Raw genomic sequence first — 19,944 nt, forward strand, 5'->3', positions numbered from 1 at the left:
ATATGATTCATTTTAAGGCAATAGGGAAAATCATGGGAGCCTTATTGATGCTCTTGTCTTTGCTAATGCTACCTGGGGTATTTTTTGCATACTATTTTGAAAGTGGAGACCAACTACCTATAATTTACTCAGCATTAGCGTCATTGATCGCTGGAGCTATTTTGTTTTTTTCCTTTTCCAATCAGGATCAGAATATCAGAAAAAGGGAAGGGTACATGATTGTTTCCTTAAGTTGGTTATTCATGAGCATTTTTGGTATGCTGCCATACCTGCTGAGTGGGGTTGTTGATAGCCTCCCTGATGCTATTTTTGAGACAGTATCAGGATTGACTACCACAGGGGCTACAATCCTTACAGACATTGAGGCCACTCCCAAAGGTATACTCTTCTGGAGATCTATGACACAATGGATTGGTGGACTAGGTATCATCGTACTTACTGTTGCTATATTTCCCCTTTTGGGTATAGGCGGTATTGAGCTTTTCGTAGCTGAATCACCTGGCCCTACTTCTGATAAGCTACATCCCCGAATAAGGGAAACAGCTAAAAGACTTTGGTTTGTTTATATAGGACTTACAGTTGCTGTAGGCATACTATATTATTTCGAGGGGATGAATTTTTATGATGCTGTCAACCATGCCCTTACCACAATGGCAACAGGTGGATTTTCGACTAAAAATGACAGTATGGCTTATTTCTCGCCTCTTATTCAGTATACGGCTATTGTTTTTATGTTTTTGGCGGGTACTAATTTTACTGTCATTTATTTTGGGCTGACTGGTAGACTGAAAAAAGTTTTGAAATCGGACGAGTTTAAAGCCTATTCTATTGCAATACTTACCTTTACAGTATTGTTGTTTGGGCCTGTTTTATATTATTCTCAAGAGAATATTGAGAGTGCTTTTAGAGATACCTTGTTTCAAATCGTTTCTTTGATTACTACTACTGGTTATGTAACAACAGATTATACAGCCTATCATTCAGGTTTGACTCTTGTTTTTTTTATGTTTTTATTTCTTGGAGCCTCTGCAGGTTCTACTTCAGGAGGAATCAAATTTATAAGACACCTTACTTTCTTCAAAAATTCATGGTTGGAATTCAAAAGAATAGTACACCCGAGAGCGGTTGTTCCTTTAAAAATCAATGGAGAAAGAGTGACAGGAAAGATTATTACCCATATCATGAATTTCCTACTAATTTACCTGATGATATTTGTAGTAGGATCCATTGTTATTTCTTTGATGGGGTATGACATTTTAACCTCTTTTGGAGCCGTGGCTACCAGCCTTGGAAACGTAGGCCCTGCAATAGGCAGGGTAGGACCTGAGGATAATTTTGCATTCTTTGATCCTTTTTCGAAGATATTTCTTTCCTTTTTGATGTTGCTGGGAAGACTGGAGCTATTTACAATTCTAGTGCTCTTTACACCCTATTTCTGGAGGGCTAATTAAACCTTAGGAATACTGAATAAAAATTCAGAACCTTCTCCTGGAATGCTTTTGGCCCAAATCTCACCATGATTCATTTCGATCAGTTCTTTGGAGAGCATCAACCCTAATCCTGTTCCTTTTTCTTGTTTTGTACCTGGAGACGTTAAAAACTTATTGCTGAAAAGGTTTTCCATGATTTCTGCTTTCATTCCTATGCCATCATCTTTTACAATGAAAATGAATTTATCAGTTTCCTCTTTGACATCAAATACTATTCCGTCACCCTTATGGGTATATTTTAAAGCATTGGTCAGTAGGTTCCTAATGACAATATCCAGCATATCTTTATCAGAATGTACAATCAATGATTCAGGAATCTTATTGATAATGAGTTGGCCTTTATACAAATTGGTTTGATTCAGTAAACTGATGTTTTTTTCGACCAATAAGAAAAAATTTACTTTGGTTTTGTTCACAATCATACCTTTCATCTGATTACGGGACCAAATCAAAAGATTCTCGAGCAGTTGTTCATTTTCTCCAAGACTGCTAGCTACTTTGGGAATGTATTCCTGAAAATCCTCTTTACTCAAATTTTCTTCATTCACCAGCTGCACCATTCCCATGAGTGAATGGAGTGGGCCGCGGAGGTCATGGGAAATAATTGAGAACATCTTGTCCTTCACACGGTTGGTTTCATCAAGTTCTACAGCTTGTTTTTCAATCTGTTTTTTTTGGAGACTCAGGATCTCGTTTTTTTCCCTTTCTTTTTTCAAAAAATGGTAATAAGTGAATAAAACGTAGATGAGTCCTGCCATGATGATCAACATGGCAATAGCCAAGTACCTTTGAATCCGTTTGTTTTTTTCAATCAAGGCATTTTCCCTACTTAGGGCTTCGATTTCATCTTTTTGTTTCCTAATAGTGATAGCAGCAAGGTAGTTTTTTGTTTTTTCTTCATTCAGGATATTTCTTTCTTTTTGTAACAAGTCATTGTAGTAAATGTATTTTTCCTGATCCCCTTTTTGGAAATACAATTGACTGATTTGCTGAAGGATAGGAATCATTGATTCAGTATTTGGTCTCTTTGAATGAAGAGAAATCGCAGTATCCGCATAAGCAATCGCAGCGTCCATGTTTCCTTGTTTAATTTTGAGTTCTACTAGCTTCTCCAAGGCATTTATTGCCCTTACCAGGTCATATTTTTGTCCAAAATTATAAAGGTTCTTAATGTCAATTTCCGCACTTTCATAATCTCCCATATCCAAAAGTAGATTAGCACGGTTGAATTTTGATACAGCAAGTTGTCTTTCATTTCCGAGTTCTTCACGGATTTCAATAGCTTTATTGATCACCTGTATGGCTTCAAGGTATCTTCCCAACTCTCCCAAAACCACGGCCAAACCAGTGTAGTTATAACCCAAACCATCTTTATCTTCTGCTTTCAAAAAATAGCTCTCTGCCTCTCTATAATTTTCCAGTGCTTCCTCAAACAAATCTCTATAAAAGTAAATCTGACCAATGTTATTCAGAGAATGTCCTATTTGAATATCCAATTCAGCCGCTAGGCTCAATTCCAAAGCCTGTTGGTAATGTATGAGCGCCTCTTCTTGGAGGTTTTTATTTCTATAATAAACACCTAACCTATTGATGTTCTGAGTAGCAAGATTGATATTTCCTAATGACTTGGCCAATTCAATTGCTTCTAAATAATAAGCTTGTGCTGTATCGGAGTAGTGAATTTCCCAAACTAACTCTGAAAGCAATTCAAGTCTTTCGGATGGACTACTTGTCTTTTGCAGTAGGCTATGTAAACTATCTGCCTTGGATTTATGATCTGTCAGCAGCTGGTCTTGAGCTAAAACTGAATTAATAAAAATACTAAATACAAAAGTAGATGTATAAAGGAATTTTGCCTGTAAACAAAGGGTGATTATGGCTCTCAAAGTGAGTGTTTTTCTATTTAAGCCTGAAATTATGCTTTTATTGTCCCTTTACAAAATGATTTTTTCATCATGAAATCAATTGTGCTCTCATTTTAGCAATTCTATCCTCCAAGGATTCAGAACTTAGTGAAGCCCTAAGTCTATCGACCATGATTGGAAAGGAAAAAGGAGTAAATTGTCCAGGGTTTTTCAGGACAATTTTCTGCCTGTTTATTTTTTTGATAGCCATTAAGATCTTGTTTTTTTCCATCTGCATATCCAGTACTTCTTTATGCGCTTGCTGCAGCAACAGGTTGTCAGGATCATAGTCCTCAAATACCCCGTAAAGAATTCCCGAATTGGATTGAAGATGTTTGAGTTTGATCGGTTTACCTGGGTAGCCTTGGAATATCAAACCTGATATGGTGGCAACATCTCTGAATTTTCTTTTAGCCATTTCACTTTCATTGATACAGGCTAGGATATCTTCTTCAAGGTTTTTTTCTGTAAAAAGATCTTCCTCCAAAGCATCTTCAATGGGAATAGGCTGGTCTGAATGCAATTCAAAGCCATAATCATTCATGGCGATACTGAGTGTAATAGGATAACTTACCGACAATCTGTAGGCAATCAGTGCGCCTAAAATTTCATGAACCATTCTACCTTCAAAGGGAAAAAAGAAGATATGGTATCCTTCTTTTGATATGTTTTTTTCGATCAAAAACGTATCATTGGCTGGTATAAGCGATAAACTCCGTTGTAAATCCAGAAGTGGTATTAGGTACCTTACTTCTTCAGAATAGTAATTTTGATGTAGACTTTCCTCTAAAATTTCCCTGATTTTTCCAGATAATTTTGAGGTCAATGAAATTCTTCCTCCCATGTAAGAGGGTGTATTACTGCTTTTTTTATTGGATAGCTTAACGATAGCACTCAGTTCTTTGATTTTGACAAACTCCAAGTTCCTACCCGAGAAGAAAAACCTGTCTCCAGGCTTCATTTTTGAGAAAAAGTATTCTTCAACCATACCTAAAAATGCTCCATTTTGAAACTTTACCTTCAGCATGGGATCACTGACAATGGTCCCCATACTCAAACGATGCCTCATAGCTGTTTTTCTGTTGGTAACGTGGTACTTTCCATCAATACCTATTTCCACTTTGGCAAACTCTTCATAACCGCTAAGGGATGAGCCTCCTTTTGTGATAAACGATAGCATCCAATCATACTCTTCTTGACTTAGGTTTTTGAATGAGTAGGTTTCTTTAATGATCCGAAAAAGTTCATCAGGATAAAAACCTTCTCCAACAGCAAGGGTAACCATAAACTGTATCAACACATCATAAGTAAGAGTTGGACAATGTATCGATTCCATATCCTGCTCTAAGGTAGCTTTTCGAAGGGCTGCAGCCTCCAAGAGTTCAAGAGAGTGGGTTGGTACAAAGTAGATTTCACTGGGTAGGCCTGGTTGGTGCCCTGATCTTCCCGCTCTTTGGATGAATCTCGCTACTCCTTTGGGACTTCCGATTTGAATTACAGCATCAACTGGCCTGAAGTCAACTCCCAAATCAAGTGAAGAAGTACACACCACAACTTTTAACTTTCCAAAATGCAGCGCTTCCTCAACCCAAGCCCTTACTTTTTGATCTAAAGAACCATGATGTATGGCTGCCAGACCCGCAAGATCAGGCCGAAGTTCCATAAGTTTCTGGTACCAAATTTCAGTTTGAGCTCTGGTGTTTGTAAAAAGGAGAACTGATTGATGCTTGTCAATAATAGGCAAAACCTTATCAATTAACTTGATGCCCAAGTGACCGGCCCAAGGATATTTTTCAAGTTCGTCTGGAAAGACGGTGTTGATATTGATTTGTTTGTTTACTTCAGCTTTGACAATATGAAGTGGGATTTCGTTACCTAAAAGTACCTTGAATGCCTCCTCAATATTCCCAATTGTAGCGGAGATACCCCAAATTTTGATTTTACTTTGTCGCAAGGAGCGGATATAAGCCATGGCCAATTGCACCTGTACCCCTCGCTTGTTGCCCATGAGTTCATGCCATTCGTCAATGATAATACTATCCAGGTTTTTGAAAAGTATTGAATTTTCTTTCTGAGCCAGAAGCACATGAAGGGTTTCAGGGGTTGTCACTAAGCATTCTGGTGGATTTTTTTTTTGTGCAGTTCTTTCCTTTGTACTGGAATCCCCATTTCGGACAGCTACTTTCCAAGGAAGTCCTAAAGTATCACATACTTCCTGCATTGCTTTTTGGATATCTATGGCTAAAGCCCGCAAAGGTGTTACCCAAATTATTTTAAGCCCATTTTTCTGTGGCTTCTGCCAGGTGTCAGGGTTGTTTTGAATATAATTCAAAATAACCGGGAACCACAGTGCAAATGTTTTACCACTGCCGGTAGGAGCATTAAGAATACCGGATTTTCCATCCAAAAAATCTTTCCAAGTCTGAATTTGAAATTGAAATGGTTTCCAAGACTTGGACTTGAAATAATCAATAGCAGGTTTTAATTCCTTATTCTTCCTTAGCATGTAAAAGTGCTTTGAGCTCCATCAATGTATTCGCTTCTTCTATGGGCTTGTCTTTTCTCCAGCGCTGAATCCTAGGAAATCTTAAGGCAATTCCTGATTTATGCCTGCTGCTTTTTCGAATGCCTTCAAACGCTATTTCAAAAACTAAACCTGGCTTTACCGTTCTTACAGGGCCAAATCGTTCCAACGTATTTTGTTTGACATATTTGTCTACTTCTTTCATTTCAGCATCTGTAAGACCTGAATATGCCTTGGCGAATGGTACCAGGTTTTCTCCATCCCAAACACCCAATGTATAATCTGTATATAAATCAGCACGTCTGCCATGACCCTTTTGTGCATAAATCATCACACCATCTATCGTCAGAGGGTCAATTTTCCATTTCCACCAATTTCCTCGCTTCCTTCCAACTTCGTAGGCTGAGTTTTTGTGTTTGAGCATAAAACCTTCAGCCATCATTTTTCTGGATTCCTTGTGCAACTCTTTCAATGCTCCCCAACTTTCATTAAGAACGATTTCTGAAATATTTAAATGAGGATGTGAAGCCTCTTTGACTACTTTTTCTAAAATCCTTCGTCTTTCTTCAATAGACTTTTTCCTAATGTCTTCACCTTCAAATTCCATAATGTCGTAGCAAATAAAGCTAACAGGTGCATCTTTCAATATCTTTTTACTTAGGTTTTTTCGGCCAATTCTTGTCTGCAAGAGTCCAAAAGGCAAGGGACTCCCATCTCTGTAAGCAATGATTTCACCATCAATCACACAATTGGCAGGAAGGTGAGAAGCCATTTCTGTAAGTTCGGGGAATTTTTCTGTTACCAATTCTTCACCTCTAGACCAGATAAAAATTTCGGATTTTCTATGAATTATCTGTCCCCGGATACCATCCCATTTCCATTCTATTTGCCAATCCCCTAGATCTCCAAGTTCTTCTAAAGGCTTTTCCAATGAATGAGCAAGATAAAAAGGGTAAGGTCTAGATAGGTCGTCTGATAGGTTTTTGGATAGAATCAATTCCTTAAAATCAGTGGATTGGGGATGCCATTGACCCATTAGCCTGTGAGCGACCTCTGTCTTTTCTAAATTAAAGGCATTGGCAACTGCTTGGGTAATCAAGTTTTGGCTGACTCCAACCCTGAAACCCCCCGTAATGATTTTAGTGAAAATAAATTGTTCCTCCTTTTCTAAAACAGACCACGCATAGAGGATTTTAGTTTTTTTTTCATCCTCTGGAATATCTTTCAATTCCATTAGGTAATTAATCCAATAGGAGAGGGATTTATCTTGACTCTGGGAATTGACGGGAAGTAGGAGGGATAGAGTTTCGGCCAAATCCCCCACTGTTTGGTAAGATTCTTCAAATAGCCAGTCAGGTATACCGGTTAGTTCACAGCACCAATCACGAAGCAATCTTGTATTTACTTGTCTTTTGGGTCTTTTATGGGTGAAAAGTGCAAGTGTCCATAATTTATCTTCATCGGAAACATCTAAAAAGTATTTACTCAAGGCCGTCAGCTTATCATTTGTCTTATTGCTTTGGTCTAGTTTAAAAAAAAGTGAGGCAAATTGCTTCATAGTTGGTTTTTTTCCTGATTGGTGATTTATATTACAAAGAAGTGTGAATTTAATACTTAAATTAAACTGAAAATTTAAACTACATAATACTCGCTTTCGTTTTCTTGATTGACAAACTACCCTGTTATGAAAAAGTTAATATATCCGCTCCTTATTTCGCTCTTCTTTATTTCTTGCCAAGAAGAAGACAAAATTGAACAATTATATACTGGAAATGAATTGGAATATACTTTGTACCAAGCATCAGATTTTGAATATTCGGGAGTGCTGTTTGTAAGAGAATTGATGGGAGGGGAGTTGGAGTTGACTATTGAGCTTCAGGGTGAAAAAGGAGAAGAGGAGTATTTTTTTCCAGCCCATTTACATTTTGGAAGCTATGATGTGGTTGATGCACCTATGGCTCATATGTTGAAGCCTATAGATATCCGAACGTTAAAAAGCAGTACTGTTTTGGGAATGCTATCAGATCAAAGGGTATTGACATTTGAAGATTTTAAGACACTAGATGGACATATCAAAGTGCATCTCGCTGATTCTGGACCGGAATACCAAATTATACTGGCTGCTGGTAATGTGGGAGCTAATGACAATAGTCCAGTTAACTTTGACAAAGAAAATGTGACTTTGTGCTCACCATACTTTTAAATTAAGCATCAAAAAAGCCATCTGAAAGATGGCTTTTTTGAACATTTTAAAGCATTAGGCTTCTTCAGGGTCGGTTACTTCATCTATGACATCTCTGTCACCTTCCTGCTCTTCTTCCTTATTTGATTTTTCTAAAAGAATTTCGTGAATCTTATTTTTGATTTCTACAATCTCTTCATACATAATTTTTTGGTATTCCAAATGCTCAGCATCTGAAAAGGGTTTCATCGGGTTATGTACATGGTAGTCTCTCTGATGCTCATCATCATGCGAATGTTCGTGTCCTGGTACTTCAATGATATCCTTATCCCAAGCTTTAAGAAGATCTTTGATGTCGTCGTTCTCAATGCCATTTTCTTTTAAGGTCTTTTCGAGTTCCAAAATTTCTTCCCTGATGTCTAAAGAAGATTGATGAATTTCATTGGCTTCGGCATAAATAGCCGGATCACCATCCTGATCTTTTTGCTGAGAACAGCTTACTACAGAGAGAGCAAAAGCCCCCGCAAGCATTGAAAACAAAACTTTTTTCATAATTGATTTGGTTGGTTAAAAGAAAAGAGGGAAAACCTCTTAAGATTTTCCCTCCAAAATAGTTATTGAATTGTGATTAATCAATATGAACTTCATATACTTTTCTGGTGATATTGCCATTTACATCCTCAGCCCAGATAATAAGTTCCAAATGATCTTCACCTTCAGGAAGAATTATTGCATTTTCTCCTGAAAGAATATCCTCAAATTTCAGTTCTTCTCCGTTGATGATTCCAGGACCACTCATGCCGTCTCTCCATACAGATGTTCCCCAAACTTTTTCATAAAACTCTTCACCTGAAACTCTGCTATTATGGTCATGGTCATGATCTTCGTCTACCAATCTCACCCAAAGGAAAGAAATCTCAGCACTTAATTCGTGGTCACCCATTCCTACGGATCCCACAACTTCCAATGCTTCTCCTGCTTCACCTTCAATCTCACCATCATGTAAATTAGTGACGGAAATCATCGGTGCATACGGTCTTTCAATGTAAAATGTAGCAATGTAATTACTGTTATCTGCAAAACTGGTTTGATTACCATTTACGTCAACCGCAGAAATTACAATATCGTAAGGTCCTGCAAGTACATTGTTTTCAACTCTTGAAGTTGGACCACCCCAGTAAATGTCTGTGGCTGAACCATCAACATTTAAAAATGTAGCTCCTTCAGGAAATCTCAAAAATGCCTGAGAGGCATCAGGTCCATAAATATCCTTCACATTCAAAGCTGTAAATGTATTATTTAATCTTCCGTGGGTATGCCCATCAAATGAATTGTGGACATCTACCAGCACTTGTCCAATACCTGATTCATCTGAAACGCTAAATCGTACGTGCATGTGGTCTGTAGTAGAAGCCCTTACTTCACCTTCCATAGGTCTGAAACTATCCCTACCTTCTGCAAACCCAATTTCAGGTGCATTTAAATCTGATACAGGTGGATTATCATTGTCGTCCGTGCATGAAAAAACAGCTGCAAGAAACAATGAGCTGATCAATAATGGTATTCTTTTCATTGGTTTAGTAATTAATGTAATAAAGTTGTAAATGCAATATGGTTGCAAATATAGCTAGGTAATTTAGTTTAGTCAATAAAATCAGGATTAATTTTTATTTCTTACAGCAATGGGGACTTTGAGAGAAAAGCTAATATTTCTTCCTTGCTCAGGCAAATTCAATAACCTATACCGGCTCAAGTGATTGAAATATACTTCGTTTGTTAGGTTTTGGCCGGAGAGTTGAAACTTCACTTCCTGTTTGGCGATTTTGATATCACCACCAAGCCCTGCTTCTAAAAGGGTATATCCCGGTGTGGATCTTTCATTCCTATCCACACGGTTTTGATCCTCAGCATGTCGTACCTCAGCAAAAAAGTAAAGGTTATCAAGTAGGCGCGCTACTTCTGGCAACTTATATTCAATTCCAGTCAAAGCACTGAATGGTGGGGTCAAAGGTAAAGGTAATCCTGTATCCAGATTTTTATTATAAACATATTCTGCACCAAAGTTGATAGAAAAGCCTTTGAAGGGGGAGAAGGTAGACATCAGTTCACCTCCCGTGAAAATGGCGTTGTTTTGGCGGTATTCCCAAATAATACTAGAGCCTGGTAATGGGGAAAATCTTGCTGCCGGAGAGAGGTAAATATAACCATCATAATAACCAAAGAAAGGACTCAGGGATATCAAAAATCTTTTACTGGAATAGGCCAAGTTAATGTCTGATTGGTAGCTTCTTTCTCGTTCCAAGTTGGCATTACCCACTTCATGACGAAAATTTCCGTGATGAACACCATTGGAAGACAGCTCAATTGGGGTAGGGATTCGATAAGCTGACCCCAAGTTAAATTTTAGGTTGAAATTATCCGAAAATACCCAAGAAAGGCCTGTGGAAGCACTTCCATTAAAAAATTCCTTTTGAATATCAGGATTTCTTTGATCAGTTTCCCCTGTAGGCCTCAACCTTTCAAAGATAGGTTGTAAGTGTTCTTGTATATCGTGATATGCGCCATCCAACCTTAGACCTCCATTAAGGATTAAATTGGGGCTGAATTTGTACTCTCTAAAATAAAAAAGGCCTCCCTGAAATGATTGAAAATTAGGAAGTAAAAATTCAAAACCGCTTTGCTCATTAGAAGAGAATTGGGAGTTAAACCCAATTATAGATTGTCCTTTTTGACCATGAGTTTTATTGATGCGGGCATTTGCTGTAAAGACATCTAATGTAAGGGCTAAAGCAAGGTTACCAAATGGATTGTCAGGACCTACTTCCTGTGTGTGAGGCCTTGAAAATTCCCTTCTTTCATTTTTTTGATAACCAAAGTCCAGTTCTACCCAATTTCCATTGATAAGGATACTATTATTCCACAATACTTTCAAGTGTTGATTACTTTGTTTGGGAATATCAATGTTTCTGAAATCTCCATCGTGTCTTAGGTTGTAAGAATTGGGTACGCCAACTGCACCTGCGAAAATTCCTGCCTCCTGATCAAACTTACTGACAGTTAGTGTGGAATATCCCCAATCTTTTTTTACACCAGCCATGGTAGAAAAATGCCTTTCTCGCCCAGCTGTGTTTTTCAACCTGTTGTTGTTGATAGGCAGGATAAACCCGGCATAATTGAATTGATTGGCAGGAACCCTATAATCCGCAAAATCCTGCATGGTAAACCTACCCCCAAAAATAATATCGCCTTCATTGCCTTCAATTGCAATTGAATTGGAAAACATGTCATTGTTACTCCTGTACATGCTTGTAAAAGAGGCTTCTATTTCATCATTTTGCTTAAATGCGGGCGGGGAAATATTGATGACTCCTGCCATTCCATCGGAGCCATAGAGAAGAGAGGAGGGACCCTTTACTACTTCAACTCTATCTACATCAAAGGGATCAATTTCCAGTCCGTGATCTGCTCCCCATTGCTGGCCTTCCTGCTTGATACCTCGGTCATTGATCATGATTCTGTTGAAACTCATACCTCTGATGACAGGTTTTGCGATACCTACACCTGTATTGATGGTACTGATGCCAGGGAGTTTCTCCAATGCATTGGCGAATGTCCCACCATTGTTTCTTTCCAAATAGTCCCTATCTAAAACCAAAATTGTTTGAGATTGCTCCAAAGGGCCATTTTTAAAAGGGTTTGCTTCAATCGTCAAGCTCTCGAGCTGAATGGCAGATTCTTTCAGGGTTATTTTTACTTCAGAATCTCCTTCTTGGATAAATATATTTTTGTTTTCAGATTTATAACCTACATGGGTAATGTGTAAATGGTATGACCCAGGTCTTAGATTCTTGAATGTAAAATTGCCATCCAAATCTGCAAGTGTACCTTTTCCCAATTCATGAATAGAAATTGTAGCCATCAATCCTGAACCATCTTCATCCTGAACCTGTCCAAACAAAGAAAATCCTGTTTGTTGCGCTTCAAGGGAGAATGTGTTCAAAAAGAATAAAGAAAATATAAAGATATAATGGCGGACCAAGGAAATGCAATATTGTTTCAAATGCAAAAGTATCAAATTGTAAGAATAGTTCCTTGAATAGCCAATGCTTTTTGAAACTTAATTGCAATTTAAATTCGGTTACATGAATGGTCATAATTAAGGATGGAAAAAGTTGAATAAATATATTTTTTTAACTTTTAAATTTAAAATTCTGCAATTCAATTCAAATAGAAGTTTGGTTTAATATGGTGAATACAATATTTAATGTATTTATTTATCTTATTTTTTATTGATCGTAAAATAAAATTTTATAGATTGGTAAGAACATAATATGTATTATTTACATTATCAACTTACTAACCTTTACTAATTATGCTTAAAAAATTTTACGGGATGATCGGTAAACCGATAGGTTTGCTCGTCTTAAGTTTGGCATTTGTAATGACTTCATGTCAAGATGCCGAAAATGAATTGTCTTTTGAGGATTTAGATGTCTTTACCACCGACACACCTCGAGGAGTAATTCCTGGTCAGTACATTGTAGTTTTACAGGAGAATCAACTTACTTTCAGCAGAACAGGTGAGTATACTTCTGTTCAGTCTCTGATGAGAGAATTCACATTGGATTTATTGGCTAGATACGGGGTTGAAGACTCAAGTGTAGAAAGGGTTTATGGAAATTTGATTCCAGGATTTGCGGTGAAGCTGAGCGATGAACAGTTAAACTCACTTGAACAGGATCCTAGTGTAGCTTATATAGAGCCTGATCAATACGCCTACGCCTCTTCAACTACTCAAAGTAATGCAACTTGGGGTTTAGACAGAATTGATCAGCGTGATTTGCCTTTAAATGGAACCTATACTTACAATGCTACAGGGCAAGGAGTTACGGCCTATATTATAGATACAGGTGTTCGCACTACACATGGTGAATTTGGAAATCGTGCACAAAGAGGTTTTGATGCTTTTGGTGGTAATTCTGAGGACTGTAATGGTCATGGAACCCATGTTGCAGGTACTGTGGGAGGTACAGTTTATGGTGTAGCTAAAGCAGTTACCCTAGTGGGTGTTCGAGTATTAGATTGCAATGGATCTGGATCTTGGAGCGGTGTAATAGCTGGTATGGATTGGGTAGCAGCTAATGCTTCCGGTGCTTCAGTTGCCAACATGTCACTTGGAGGTGGAGGAAGTGCTGCGATAGACGATGCGGTAGCCAGAATGTTCGATGCGGGTGTCCCTGTAATAGTGGCAGCTGGAAATGGTGATTTTAGAGGAAGAGAGGCCAATGCGTGTAATTATTCTCCTGCAAGAGCAGCGAGAGCATATACTGTTGGTGCAACTACTAGTACAGACTCCAAGACTTCTTGGTCAAACTATGGAGATTGTGTAGATATTTTTGCTCCAGGTGCATCCATCACAGCTGCTTGGCATACAAGTAATACGGCTACTAATACCATTAGTGGAACTTCCATGGCATCACCGCATGTAGCTGGTGTTGCTGCTCTTTTTTTACAAAGTAATCCTTCAGCATCTGCTCAAGCAGTATATAATTTCCTTTCGGAGACTTCAACAAAAAACAAAGTCACTAATTCCAGAACTGTCAACAACCATTTGCTCTATTCATTAGGTACTTCTTCTGGTGGAGATGATGGCGATAATGGCGGTGATGATGGTGATAATGGGGGTGATGATGGAGACGATGGAGACGATGGTGATAATGGAGGAGACGATCCATCAGCCATTTCGTTAACTGGTTCAGGTACTAAAGTTCAAGGACGTTGGAGAGCAGAACTTTCTTGGTCCGGAGCGAGTTCTTCTCAGGTTGATATATATAGGGATGGTACCAAGATTGCTACTGTAAACAATTCAGGTTCTTATACAGATCAAACCAACCTAAGGGGATCAGGAACATTGACTTATACAGTTTGTGAAGCTGGTTCTGAGGTTTGTTCCAGTGGTGTAACCATTACTTTCTAATTTACAATTACTGAAAAATAGATAAGCCGCGTGTCCATGACAAGCGGCTTATTTTTTATACATTTTTTTTAATTCCGTCAAAATACCTTCTAAACCATTGAGTCGGATTTCATACAAGGTATTCAGCCACATGCCAAGCTTACCTTTAGGAAATCCCTGACCATGCATCCAAACCAGATAGTGTTCAGGAATATCACATAGTAAACGACCCTTATATTTTCCATAGGGCATTGTCTTGGTCACTAGATCTACTAAAATTTCTTTATCCATTTGTCAAAATAAATATAAATTGGCAAGACTATTCTAAAAATTCGTATGAGAAATTTTACAACGATTATTTTGCTTTTAACATTATTACCTTGTTTATCAGTTCAAGCTCAGTCAGCGGAAGGTAGCTGGGAAGGTGTTTTGGATGTAATGGGAACCAAATTACCTTTGGTTTTTAGTTTTGAACAAAAAGATGAAATATGGTCAGGCTTTATGGACAGTCCAAGTCAAGGTGCAAAAGACATTCCTTTGACAAAAGTGCTGTTCGAGGATAACCTCTTACTTTTTGAGCACAGTGCTGCTAACATCACTTTTGAAGGAATACTATTGGGTGATCAGATTTCAGGAACCTTCAAACAGGGAGGAATGTCTTTTCCTTTGGCACTAAGAAAGAGAGATACCATTGAAACTGATGAAATTATTAAGCCCTTGAGACCACAAACGCCTCAAGCTCCTTTTTCTTATGAATCCAAAGATGTGAGTTTCCCAAATGAAGAAGTAGGACTCAATTTATATGGTACACTTACCATTCCTGAAGGTGAAGGACCATTTCCAACCATAATTCTTGTGACTGGTTCAGGACCTCAGGATAGGAATTCTACCATATTTGACCATCAGTCCTTTTGGGTCTTAGCCGATTTTTTCAGTAAAAATGGCGTGATGGTGTTGAGGTATGATGAGAGAGGAGTAGGGGAGTCAGATGGAAATTTCGCGTCTGCAACTTCTGAAGATTTTAAAAATGATGCGCAGCATGCAATTTCTTATCTAAAAACCTTAGAACAAGTAGATACTAGTAGAATTGGGGTGTTGGGGCATAGCGAGGGAGGAATGATTGCGTGGATGATGGCAGCTGAACAAAAGAAACAGCCCTTGGACTTTATTATTTCTTTGGCAGCACCTGTGGTAAATATTCCTGAACTGATGAAAAAGCAAACAGAAGATATTTCCAGAAGCTCAGGAAGCCCTAAAGCACTTGTTGAAAGGCAGGTTGAAATTAATTCCAAGTTTTACAGATTGATCAAAGATAGTGATGATAAAGAAATGGCTATGGAGGCTTTACCTGCTTTGGTTCAAGAAATAGTAGCCGAATATGATGTTTCAGATGAAATTAGAAAGCAGCAGGAAGAATCACTCTTAACCACTTTTGAAAAAAGCATAAATCCTTGGTTTGTATATTTTATGAAATATGAGCCTGAGGTAGATATAAAGAAAATAGAGATTCCAGTATTTGCGGCTTTTGGGGTCAAGGATTTACAGGTTAATGCAGCCCAAAACGGGAACAGGTTAATTGAACTGTTTGAGGGCAAAGATGAATTACTCCGTCTTAAAGTTTACGAAGATTTGAACCATCTTTTTCAAAAAGCCGATACGGGTGCAATTTCAGAATATCAGCAGATAGAAGAAACCTTCAATCAAAAAGTAATGGATGATATCTTGGGTTTTATTAAAGCAATTAAATAATCCTGTCAAAATACATCACAAAGCTGTGGAAGTTAAAATCCCACAGCTTTGTCATCACCTCTCCAATCTGCCCCACCTTCCAGGCGGCCATCAGGAAGTACAAGGATGGCATCTACTTTTCCTAATATTGGTGTATAACCTTCATTGATCTGATATCCCTTTTCCTTCAAGGCTTCAAAGACGTCGTGTGAGAAACCTTCAGGCTCGAAGTTTATATGGTCAGGTAACCACTGATGGTGAAATCTAGGAGCATCTACAGCTTCTTGCATGCTCATTCCAAATTCTACAACATTTAAAATGGTCTGTAATACGGATGTAATGATTGTGGAACCTCCTGGAGTACCCACTACCATTTTAAGGGTACCATTCTTTTCCACCAAAGTAGGAGTCATAGAGCTTAGCATTCTCTTTCCTGGAGAAATGGCATTTGCTTCTGCACCAATCAAACCAAACATATTTGGAATGCCGGTTTTTGAACTGAAATCATCCATTTCATTATTGAAAAAGAAACCTAACTCTTCAGAATAGAGTTTTGAGCCATATGCTCCATTGAGCGTAGTGGTAACGGCCACTGCATTTCCAAACTGATCCACTATGGAGTAGTGTGTCGTCTCATCACTTTCCAGAATTTGGAGGTTTCCTTCCCTGATGTCTGAAGAAAGTGTTGCTTTTTGAGGATTGAAATTACTCATTCTTGATTGCAGGTAGGATTTTGAGATTAACTCCTGAATCGGGACTTCAACAAAATCAGGGTCACCCAAAAAGTAATTCCTATCTGCATATGCTCTTCTTTCTGCTTCCGTCAGTACTTGGATGTATTCAGGACTGTTATGCCCCATTTCTTGAAGATCAAAGTCTTCCAGCATACCAAATATCTGGGCCAATGTGACGCCTCCACTACTTGGAGGTGCCATGGATATGATTTGATTGCCTTTATAATCAAACTTTATAGGATCTCTCCAAACCGCTTCATACGCCTCAAGATCTTCCAATGTAATAATCCCTCCTTTTTCCTGAATAAATTTAGCAATGCTTTTGGCAGTTTCCCCTTTATAAAATTCATCCCTGCTATTTGCAGCAATTCTTTTGAGGGTATTGGCTAAAGCAGGGTATTTGATGGTGTCTCCTTCAGAAAATTCCTGGCTGAAAAAAGTATCTTTTCCGTTGACAGCGATAAAACTATTCCTATTACTAGCCAGTCTTCCTTCTTGATTTTTGGTCACCACTACACCTTTTTGAGCCAAGGCAATCACAGGTTCTAATATCTCTTCAATTGGCAGTGTACCGAATTTTTCATGTACGGCAAAAATCCCAGCGATGGTTCCCGGGACTCCAACTGCCAATGCTCCTGTGGTACTTAAGTTTGGGATTACCTCTCCATTTTCATCAAGATACATATCTCTATGAGCTGCCTGAGGAGCTTTCTCCCTGTAATCAATACTTCCAAATGATCCATCTTTATGTCTAAATACCATAAAACCGCCTCCTCCGAGATTTCCTGCAAAAGGAAAAGCTACGGCTAGTGCCATTTCAGTTGCAATCATGGCATCGAAAGCATTTCCACCCTTTTCAAGCATGGATAATCCTATAATAGAAGCCTCCTCCCGTGCAGAAACAACCATTGCAATTTCTGCAATTAATCCTGTTTTGAGAGATGGTATTGCATCTTTTTGGTTGCAGGAAATAAAAAGCAGTACAAAAAGAAAACATAAGCCTGTACTTCTGCTTTGAAAATTTCGGCTCATCGATTTAGTCTAATAAGGTGTTGTTGAAGAGTTTCAATATTCTCTTGTATTCATCAGTCCAGCTGCTAGGTTCGACGAAGCCGTGATCCTCCACTGGATAGACAGCCATTTCCCAGTTGTCCTTACCTAGTTCAACAAGTATCTGCGCAAGCCTGACCACATCCTGAAAATGGACGTTGACGTCAAGCATTCCATGTGCGATTAATAAATTACCTTTCAGTCCGTCTGCAAAATAAATAGGGGATGATCTTCTATAAGCTATAGGATCATTAAAAGGCTCATTCAAAATATTGGATGTATAACCGTGATTATAATGAGCCCAGTCGGTTACTGACCTTAATGCAGCACCGGAAGTGAATGTTTCTGCTTCATTGAACATGGCCATCAATGTGATAAAGCCACCATAGCTACCACCATATAAGCCAACTTTGCTAGACTCTACGTTGTGGTTTGCTATCAAATAATTTGCTCCGTCAACCTGGTCAGATAAATCTAAGCCTCCCATATGTCTATAGATGCCTGTTCTCCAATCTCTTCCATAGCCTGCAGAACCTCTATAGTCAATATCCAAAACCGTATAACCAAGATCTGTCAAAAGGTTGTGGAACATGTATTCCCTGAAGTAACTTGACCACCACTTGTGTACATTTTGGAGGTAACCAGCTCCATGGACAAAAATGACAGCTGCACCGTTTCTATTTCTTGTGCTAGGCTTATAAAGTCTAGCGGGAACTTCTGTGCCATCTTTTGCCTGAAATTTAATCAACTCGGGATCCCTCCATTCATAAGCTTTGAAATCCTCACTTTGCCCATCTGTCAGCTGTTTAGGTTCTGCTCCAGGTTCGTTTGCCTGGAGATAGAGCTCCCAAGGCTTATTGCTATAGGAATAAAGCACAGCAATGTTTTTTTCATCCGGAGACAAACTGGCATCATTGTTACCAACCATATTGGTTAGTTTTTCCATTCTTCCTCCGTTAAGCGGCATCATATATAGATGACGTTCTCCGGGATGTTCTTCAGATGTTGTCAAGTACCAATATTTCCCATCCTTTGAAATCTGAGGGCTGAATACTTCAAATTCACCTCTGGTCAGCTGTCTTTTCGTCCCACTTCTTACATCTAGGGTGTATAAGTGTGAGTAACCCGTAGTTTCAGATTGGAAGTATATATTTTTATTGTCAGGCAACCATCCGAATACTGCATTTCCCCAGCTGCCTCCTATTCCAGGACCAGCTACCCAAGCTTCATCTCTTTGCCTATCTAAATTTTTAAGTTCTCCGGTTTCCATATCTACCAGCGAAATCCATCTGTCTTTATTATCGTTGGAATAGGCATTGACAACAGCATAAGTACCGTCATTAGAATAATAAGGGCCCGTTAGAACCAATTCTCTTTCTTTTTCTTCCCATGTTTTTTCCGGATAATCTTTAACATAGTCAGGCAAATCCTTAATTCCAGGTAGTTTACTGGTATTCACCATGTAAACTGTATCTTTTTTAAGATTGTAGATAGCCATTTCTATTTTTATGGGGTCATCCCCAACTTTAGTCCTTGCAGGTATATCCGTGGTATAACCAGTAGCATCAGTGTAGTCAGGAACAATGGTTCTTTTGTTATCTACTCTTTCAATGAGAGAGAAACTCACATACTTTTCATCTGGTGAAAGCTGGAGGTTATTCACCTGTTTTTTGTCTGTATAAAAAGTAAAAGGTTCAGGGTCTTTTGTTGCTTTCTGATAGGTTTTGGACAATTCTTTTTTCTCTTCCCTCTCTCTGACGACACCAAGAAGTTCAAGATTGTCTTCTTTAAGCCATTCGTCTTTTGCGGATAGTTTGGCCTCTTTTTCCTCCGGTTTTTTACCTTGTTTGATATGGGTTACTCTTGCAAGGCTTCCTTTTTGCGTATCAAAAACATAGATATTGTTATTCAATACAAAGGAAATTCTATTTTCATTTTTTAGGAATCTGGCATTTGAAATACCTTCACCCATGGACAATAGAATTGATTTCTCACCTGACTCAATGTCAAAAAGTATGAGGTCTCCGTCTCTAGTATAGGTTTTCTTTGTTTTAGCGATATTACTGCTTGCATTCGAAGGAATCCTGTTTTTCTTTTCTTCGTTACCTACTTTGACAATCTTATCAGGTTCATTGAGATGGATTTTATATAAGGAATCAGCAGGATGATTATCCGGGTTGTAATTAAAGTAAACCACATCGCCTTTTTCGTCCCAAGAAATATTGGAAGGGTAAACACCCATCCATTTTGGGTCCTGCATGATCTTGTCTACAGTAAGTGATTGGGCTATCAGCCCTTGGAATGAAATAAAGGTTACAAATAGTAATAAACTAAATCTTCTCATGGAATGGAATTTTTTCTAAAGATGGACTTTAA

13 protein-coding genes are annotated in these 19,944 nt (G+C 38.4%); 4 read left to right on the forward strand and 9 right to left on the reverse strand.

What is annotated here, in order from left to right; genetic code table 11:
* The first annotated feature begins 2 nt into the window (after positions 1–2).
* Complete coding sequence (locus EA341_RS16790; RefSeq protein ID WP_293016325.1) at positions 3–1,451, forward strand: TrkH family potassium uptake protein; 1,449 nt, start codon at positions 3–5, stop codon at positions 1,449–1,451.
* On the opposite strand, the gene EA341_RS16795 is transcribed toward EA341_RS16790, so the two are convergent.
* The 3 genes from EA341_RS16795 to EA341_RS16805 all read right to left on the reverse strand — a co-directional run bounded on the left by EA341_RS16795 (position 1,448) and on the right by EA341_RS16805 (position 7,476).
* The gene (locus tag EA341_RS16795; RefSeq protein WP_293016326.1) at positions 1,448–3,376 is read right to left on the reverse strand and encodes a tetratricopeptide repeat-containing sensor histidine kinase; all 1,929 of its coding nucleotides are present in this window, start codon (positions 3,374–3,376) and stop codon (positions 1,448–1,450) included. The two genes, EA341_RS16790 and EA341_RS16795, sit on opposite strands and share 4 nt — an antisense overlap.
* Positions 3,377–3,443: 67 nt before the next feature.
* Positions 3,444–5,900 (reverse strand): ligase-associated DNA damage response DEXH box helicase, encoded by a 2,457-nt coding sequence (locus EA341_RS16800; protein WP_293016327.1) that lies wholly within the window; start codon positions 5,898–5,900, stop codon positions 3,444–3,446.
* A complete protein-coding gene (locus tag EA341_RS16805) occupies positions 5,884–7,476 on the reverse strand; it encodes an ATP-dependent DNA ligase (protein ID WP_293016328.1) in 1,593 nt (530 codons plus the stop codon). The genes EA341_RS16800 and EA341_RS16805 overlap by 17 nt, the downstream gene beginning before the upstream one ends.
* 126 nt (positions 7,477–7,602) lie before the next feature.
* Between EA341_RS16805 and EA341_RS16810 the strand changes: the two genes are divergently transcribed.
* On the forward strand, positions 7,603–8,121 hold the full coding sequence (locus tag EA341_RS16810; protein WP_293016329.1) for a hypothetical protein: 519 nt from the start codon (positions 7,603–7,605) through the stop codon (positions 8,119–8,121).
* A gap of 54 nt (positions 8,122–8,175) precedes the next feature.
* Here the strand turns inward: EA341_RS16810 and EA341_RS16815 are convergent, their stop codons facing one another.
* The 3 genes from EA341_RS16815 to EA341_RS16825 all read right to left on the reverse strand — a co-directional run bounded on the left by EA341_RS16815 (position 8,176) and on the right by EA341_RS16825 (position 12,100).
* A complete protein-coding gene (locus EA341_RS16815) occupies positions 8,176–8,652 on the reverse strand; it encodes a hypothetical protein (protein ID WP_293016330.1) in 477 nt (158 codons plus the stop codon).
* Positions 8,653–8,728: 76 nt separating this feature from the next.
* Positions 8,729–9,673, reverse strand: a complete 945-nt coding sequence (locus EA341_RS16820) for a DUF4625 domain-containing protein (protein ID WP_293016331.1) — start codon at positions 9,671–9,673, stop codon at positions 8,729–8,731.
* 87 nt (positions 9,674–9,760) lie between these two features.
* A complete protein-coding gene (locus EA341_RS16825; RefSeq protein WP_293016332.1) occupies positions 9,761–12,100 on the reverse strand; it encodes a TonB-dependent receptor in 2,340 nt (779 codons plus the stop codon).
* Positions 12,101–12,472: 372 nt separating this feature from the next.
* Between EA341_RS16825 and EA341_RS16830 the strand changes: the two genes are divergently transcribed.
* On the forward strand, positions 12,473–14,077 hold the full coding sequence (locus EA341_RS16830; RefSeq protein WP_293016333.1) for a S8 family peptidase: 1,605 nt from the start codon (positions 12,473–12,475) through the stop codon (positions 14,075–14,077).
* A 48-nt stretch (positions 14,078–14,125) separates the two neighbouring features.
* Here EA341_RS16830 and EA341_RS16835 read toward each other — a convergent pair whose 3' ends face one another.
* Positions 14,126–14,347 (reverse strand): DUF3820 family protein, encoded by a 222-nt coding sequence (locus EA341_RS16835; protein WP_293016334.1) that lies wholly within the window; start codon positions 14,345–14,347, stop codon positions 14,126–14,128.
* Between the two features lie 45 nt (positions 14,348–14,392).
* On the opposite strand from EA341_RS16835, the gene EA341_RS16840 reads away from it, so the two are divergent.
* Complete coding sequence (locus EA341_RS16840) at positions 14,393–15,805, forward strand: S9 family peptidase (protein WP_293016335.1); 1,413 nt, start codon at positions 14,393–14,395, stop codon at positions 15,803–15,805.
* 32 nt (positions 15,806–15,837) lie between these two features.
* On the opposite strand, the gene ggt is transcribed toward EA341_RS16840, so the two are convergent.
* The gene (gene ggt / locus EA341_RS16845; protein WP_293016360.1) at positions 15,838–17,427 is read right to left on the reverse strand and encodes a gamma-glutamyltransferase; all 1,590 of its coding nucleotides are present in this window, start codon (positions 17,425–17,427) and stop codon (positions 15,838–15,840) included.
* A 127-nt stretch (positions 17,428–17,554) separates the two neighbouring features.
* Positions 17,555–19,912, reverse strand: a complete 2,358-nt coding sequence (locus tag EA341_RS16850; RefSeq protein ID WP_293016336.1) for a prolyl oligopeptidase family serine peptidase — start codon at positions 19,910–19,912, stop codon at positions 17,555–17,557.
* Between the last annotated feature and the right edge of the window lie 32 nt (positions 19,913–19,944).

This window comes from Mongoliibacter sp. (assembly GCF_007692705.1).
GTDB lineage: Bacteria > Bacteroidota > Bacteroidia > Cytophagales > Cyclobacteriaceae > Mongoliibacter.

Excerpts from the sequence above, each read along its gene's own strand:
- EA341_RS16790 (WP_293016325.1), top strand. The coding sequence starts at position 3 with ATGATTCATTTTAAGGCAATAGGGAAAATCATGGGAGCCTTATTGATG.
- EA341_RS16800 (WP_293016327.1), bottom strand. The coding sequence starts at position 5,900 with ATGCTAAGGAAGAATAAGGAATTAAAACCTGCTATTGATTATTTCAAG.
- EA341_RS16805 (WP_293016328.1), bottom strand. The coding sequence starts at position 7,476 with ATGAAGCAATTTGCCTCACTTTTTTTTAAACTAGACCAAAGCAATAAG.
- EA341_RS16810 (WP_293016329.1), top strand. The coding sequence starts at position 7,603 with ATGAAAAAGTTAATATATCCGCTCCTTATTTCGCTCTTCTTTATTTCT.
- EA341_RS16815 (WP_293016330.1), bottom strand. The coding sequence starts at position 8,652 with ATGAAAAAAGTTTTGTTTTCAATGCTTGCGGGGGCTTTTGCTCTCTCT.
- EA341_RS16820 (WP_293016331.1), bottom strand. The coding sequence starts at position 9,673 with ATGAAAAGAATACCATTATTGATCAGCTCATTGTTTCTTGCAGCTGTT.
- EA341_RS16830 (WP_293016333.1), top strand. The coding sequence starts at position 12,473 with ATGCTTAAAAAATTTTACGGGATGATCGGTAAACCGATAGGTTTGCTC.
- EA341_RS16835 (WP_293016334.1), bottom strand. The coding sequence starts at position 14,347 with ATGGATAAAGAAATTTTAGTAGATCTAGTGACCAAGACAATGCCCTAT.
- EA341_RS16840 (WP_293016335.1), top strand. The coding sequence starts at position 14,393 with ATGAGAAATTTTACAACGATTATTTTGCTTTTAACATTATTACCTTGT.
- ggt (WP_293016360.1), bottom strand. The coding sequence starts at position 17,427 with ATGGTTGTTTCTGCACGGGAGGAGGCTTCTATTATAGGATTATCCATG.
- EA341_RS16850 (WP_293016336.1), bottom strand. The coding sequence starts at position 19,912 with ATGAGAAGATTTAGTTTATTACTATTTGTAACCTTTATTTCATTCCAA.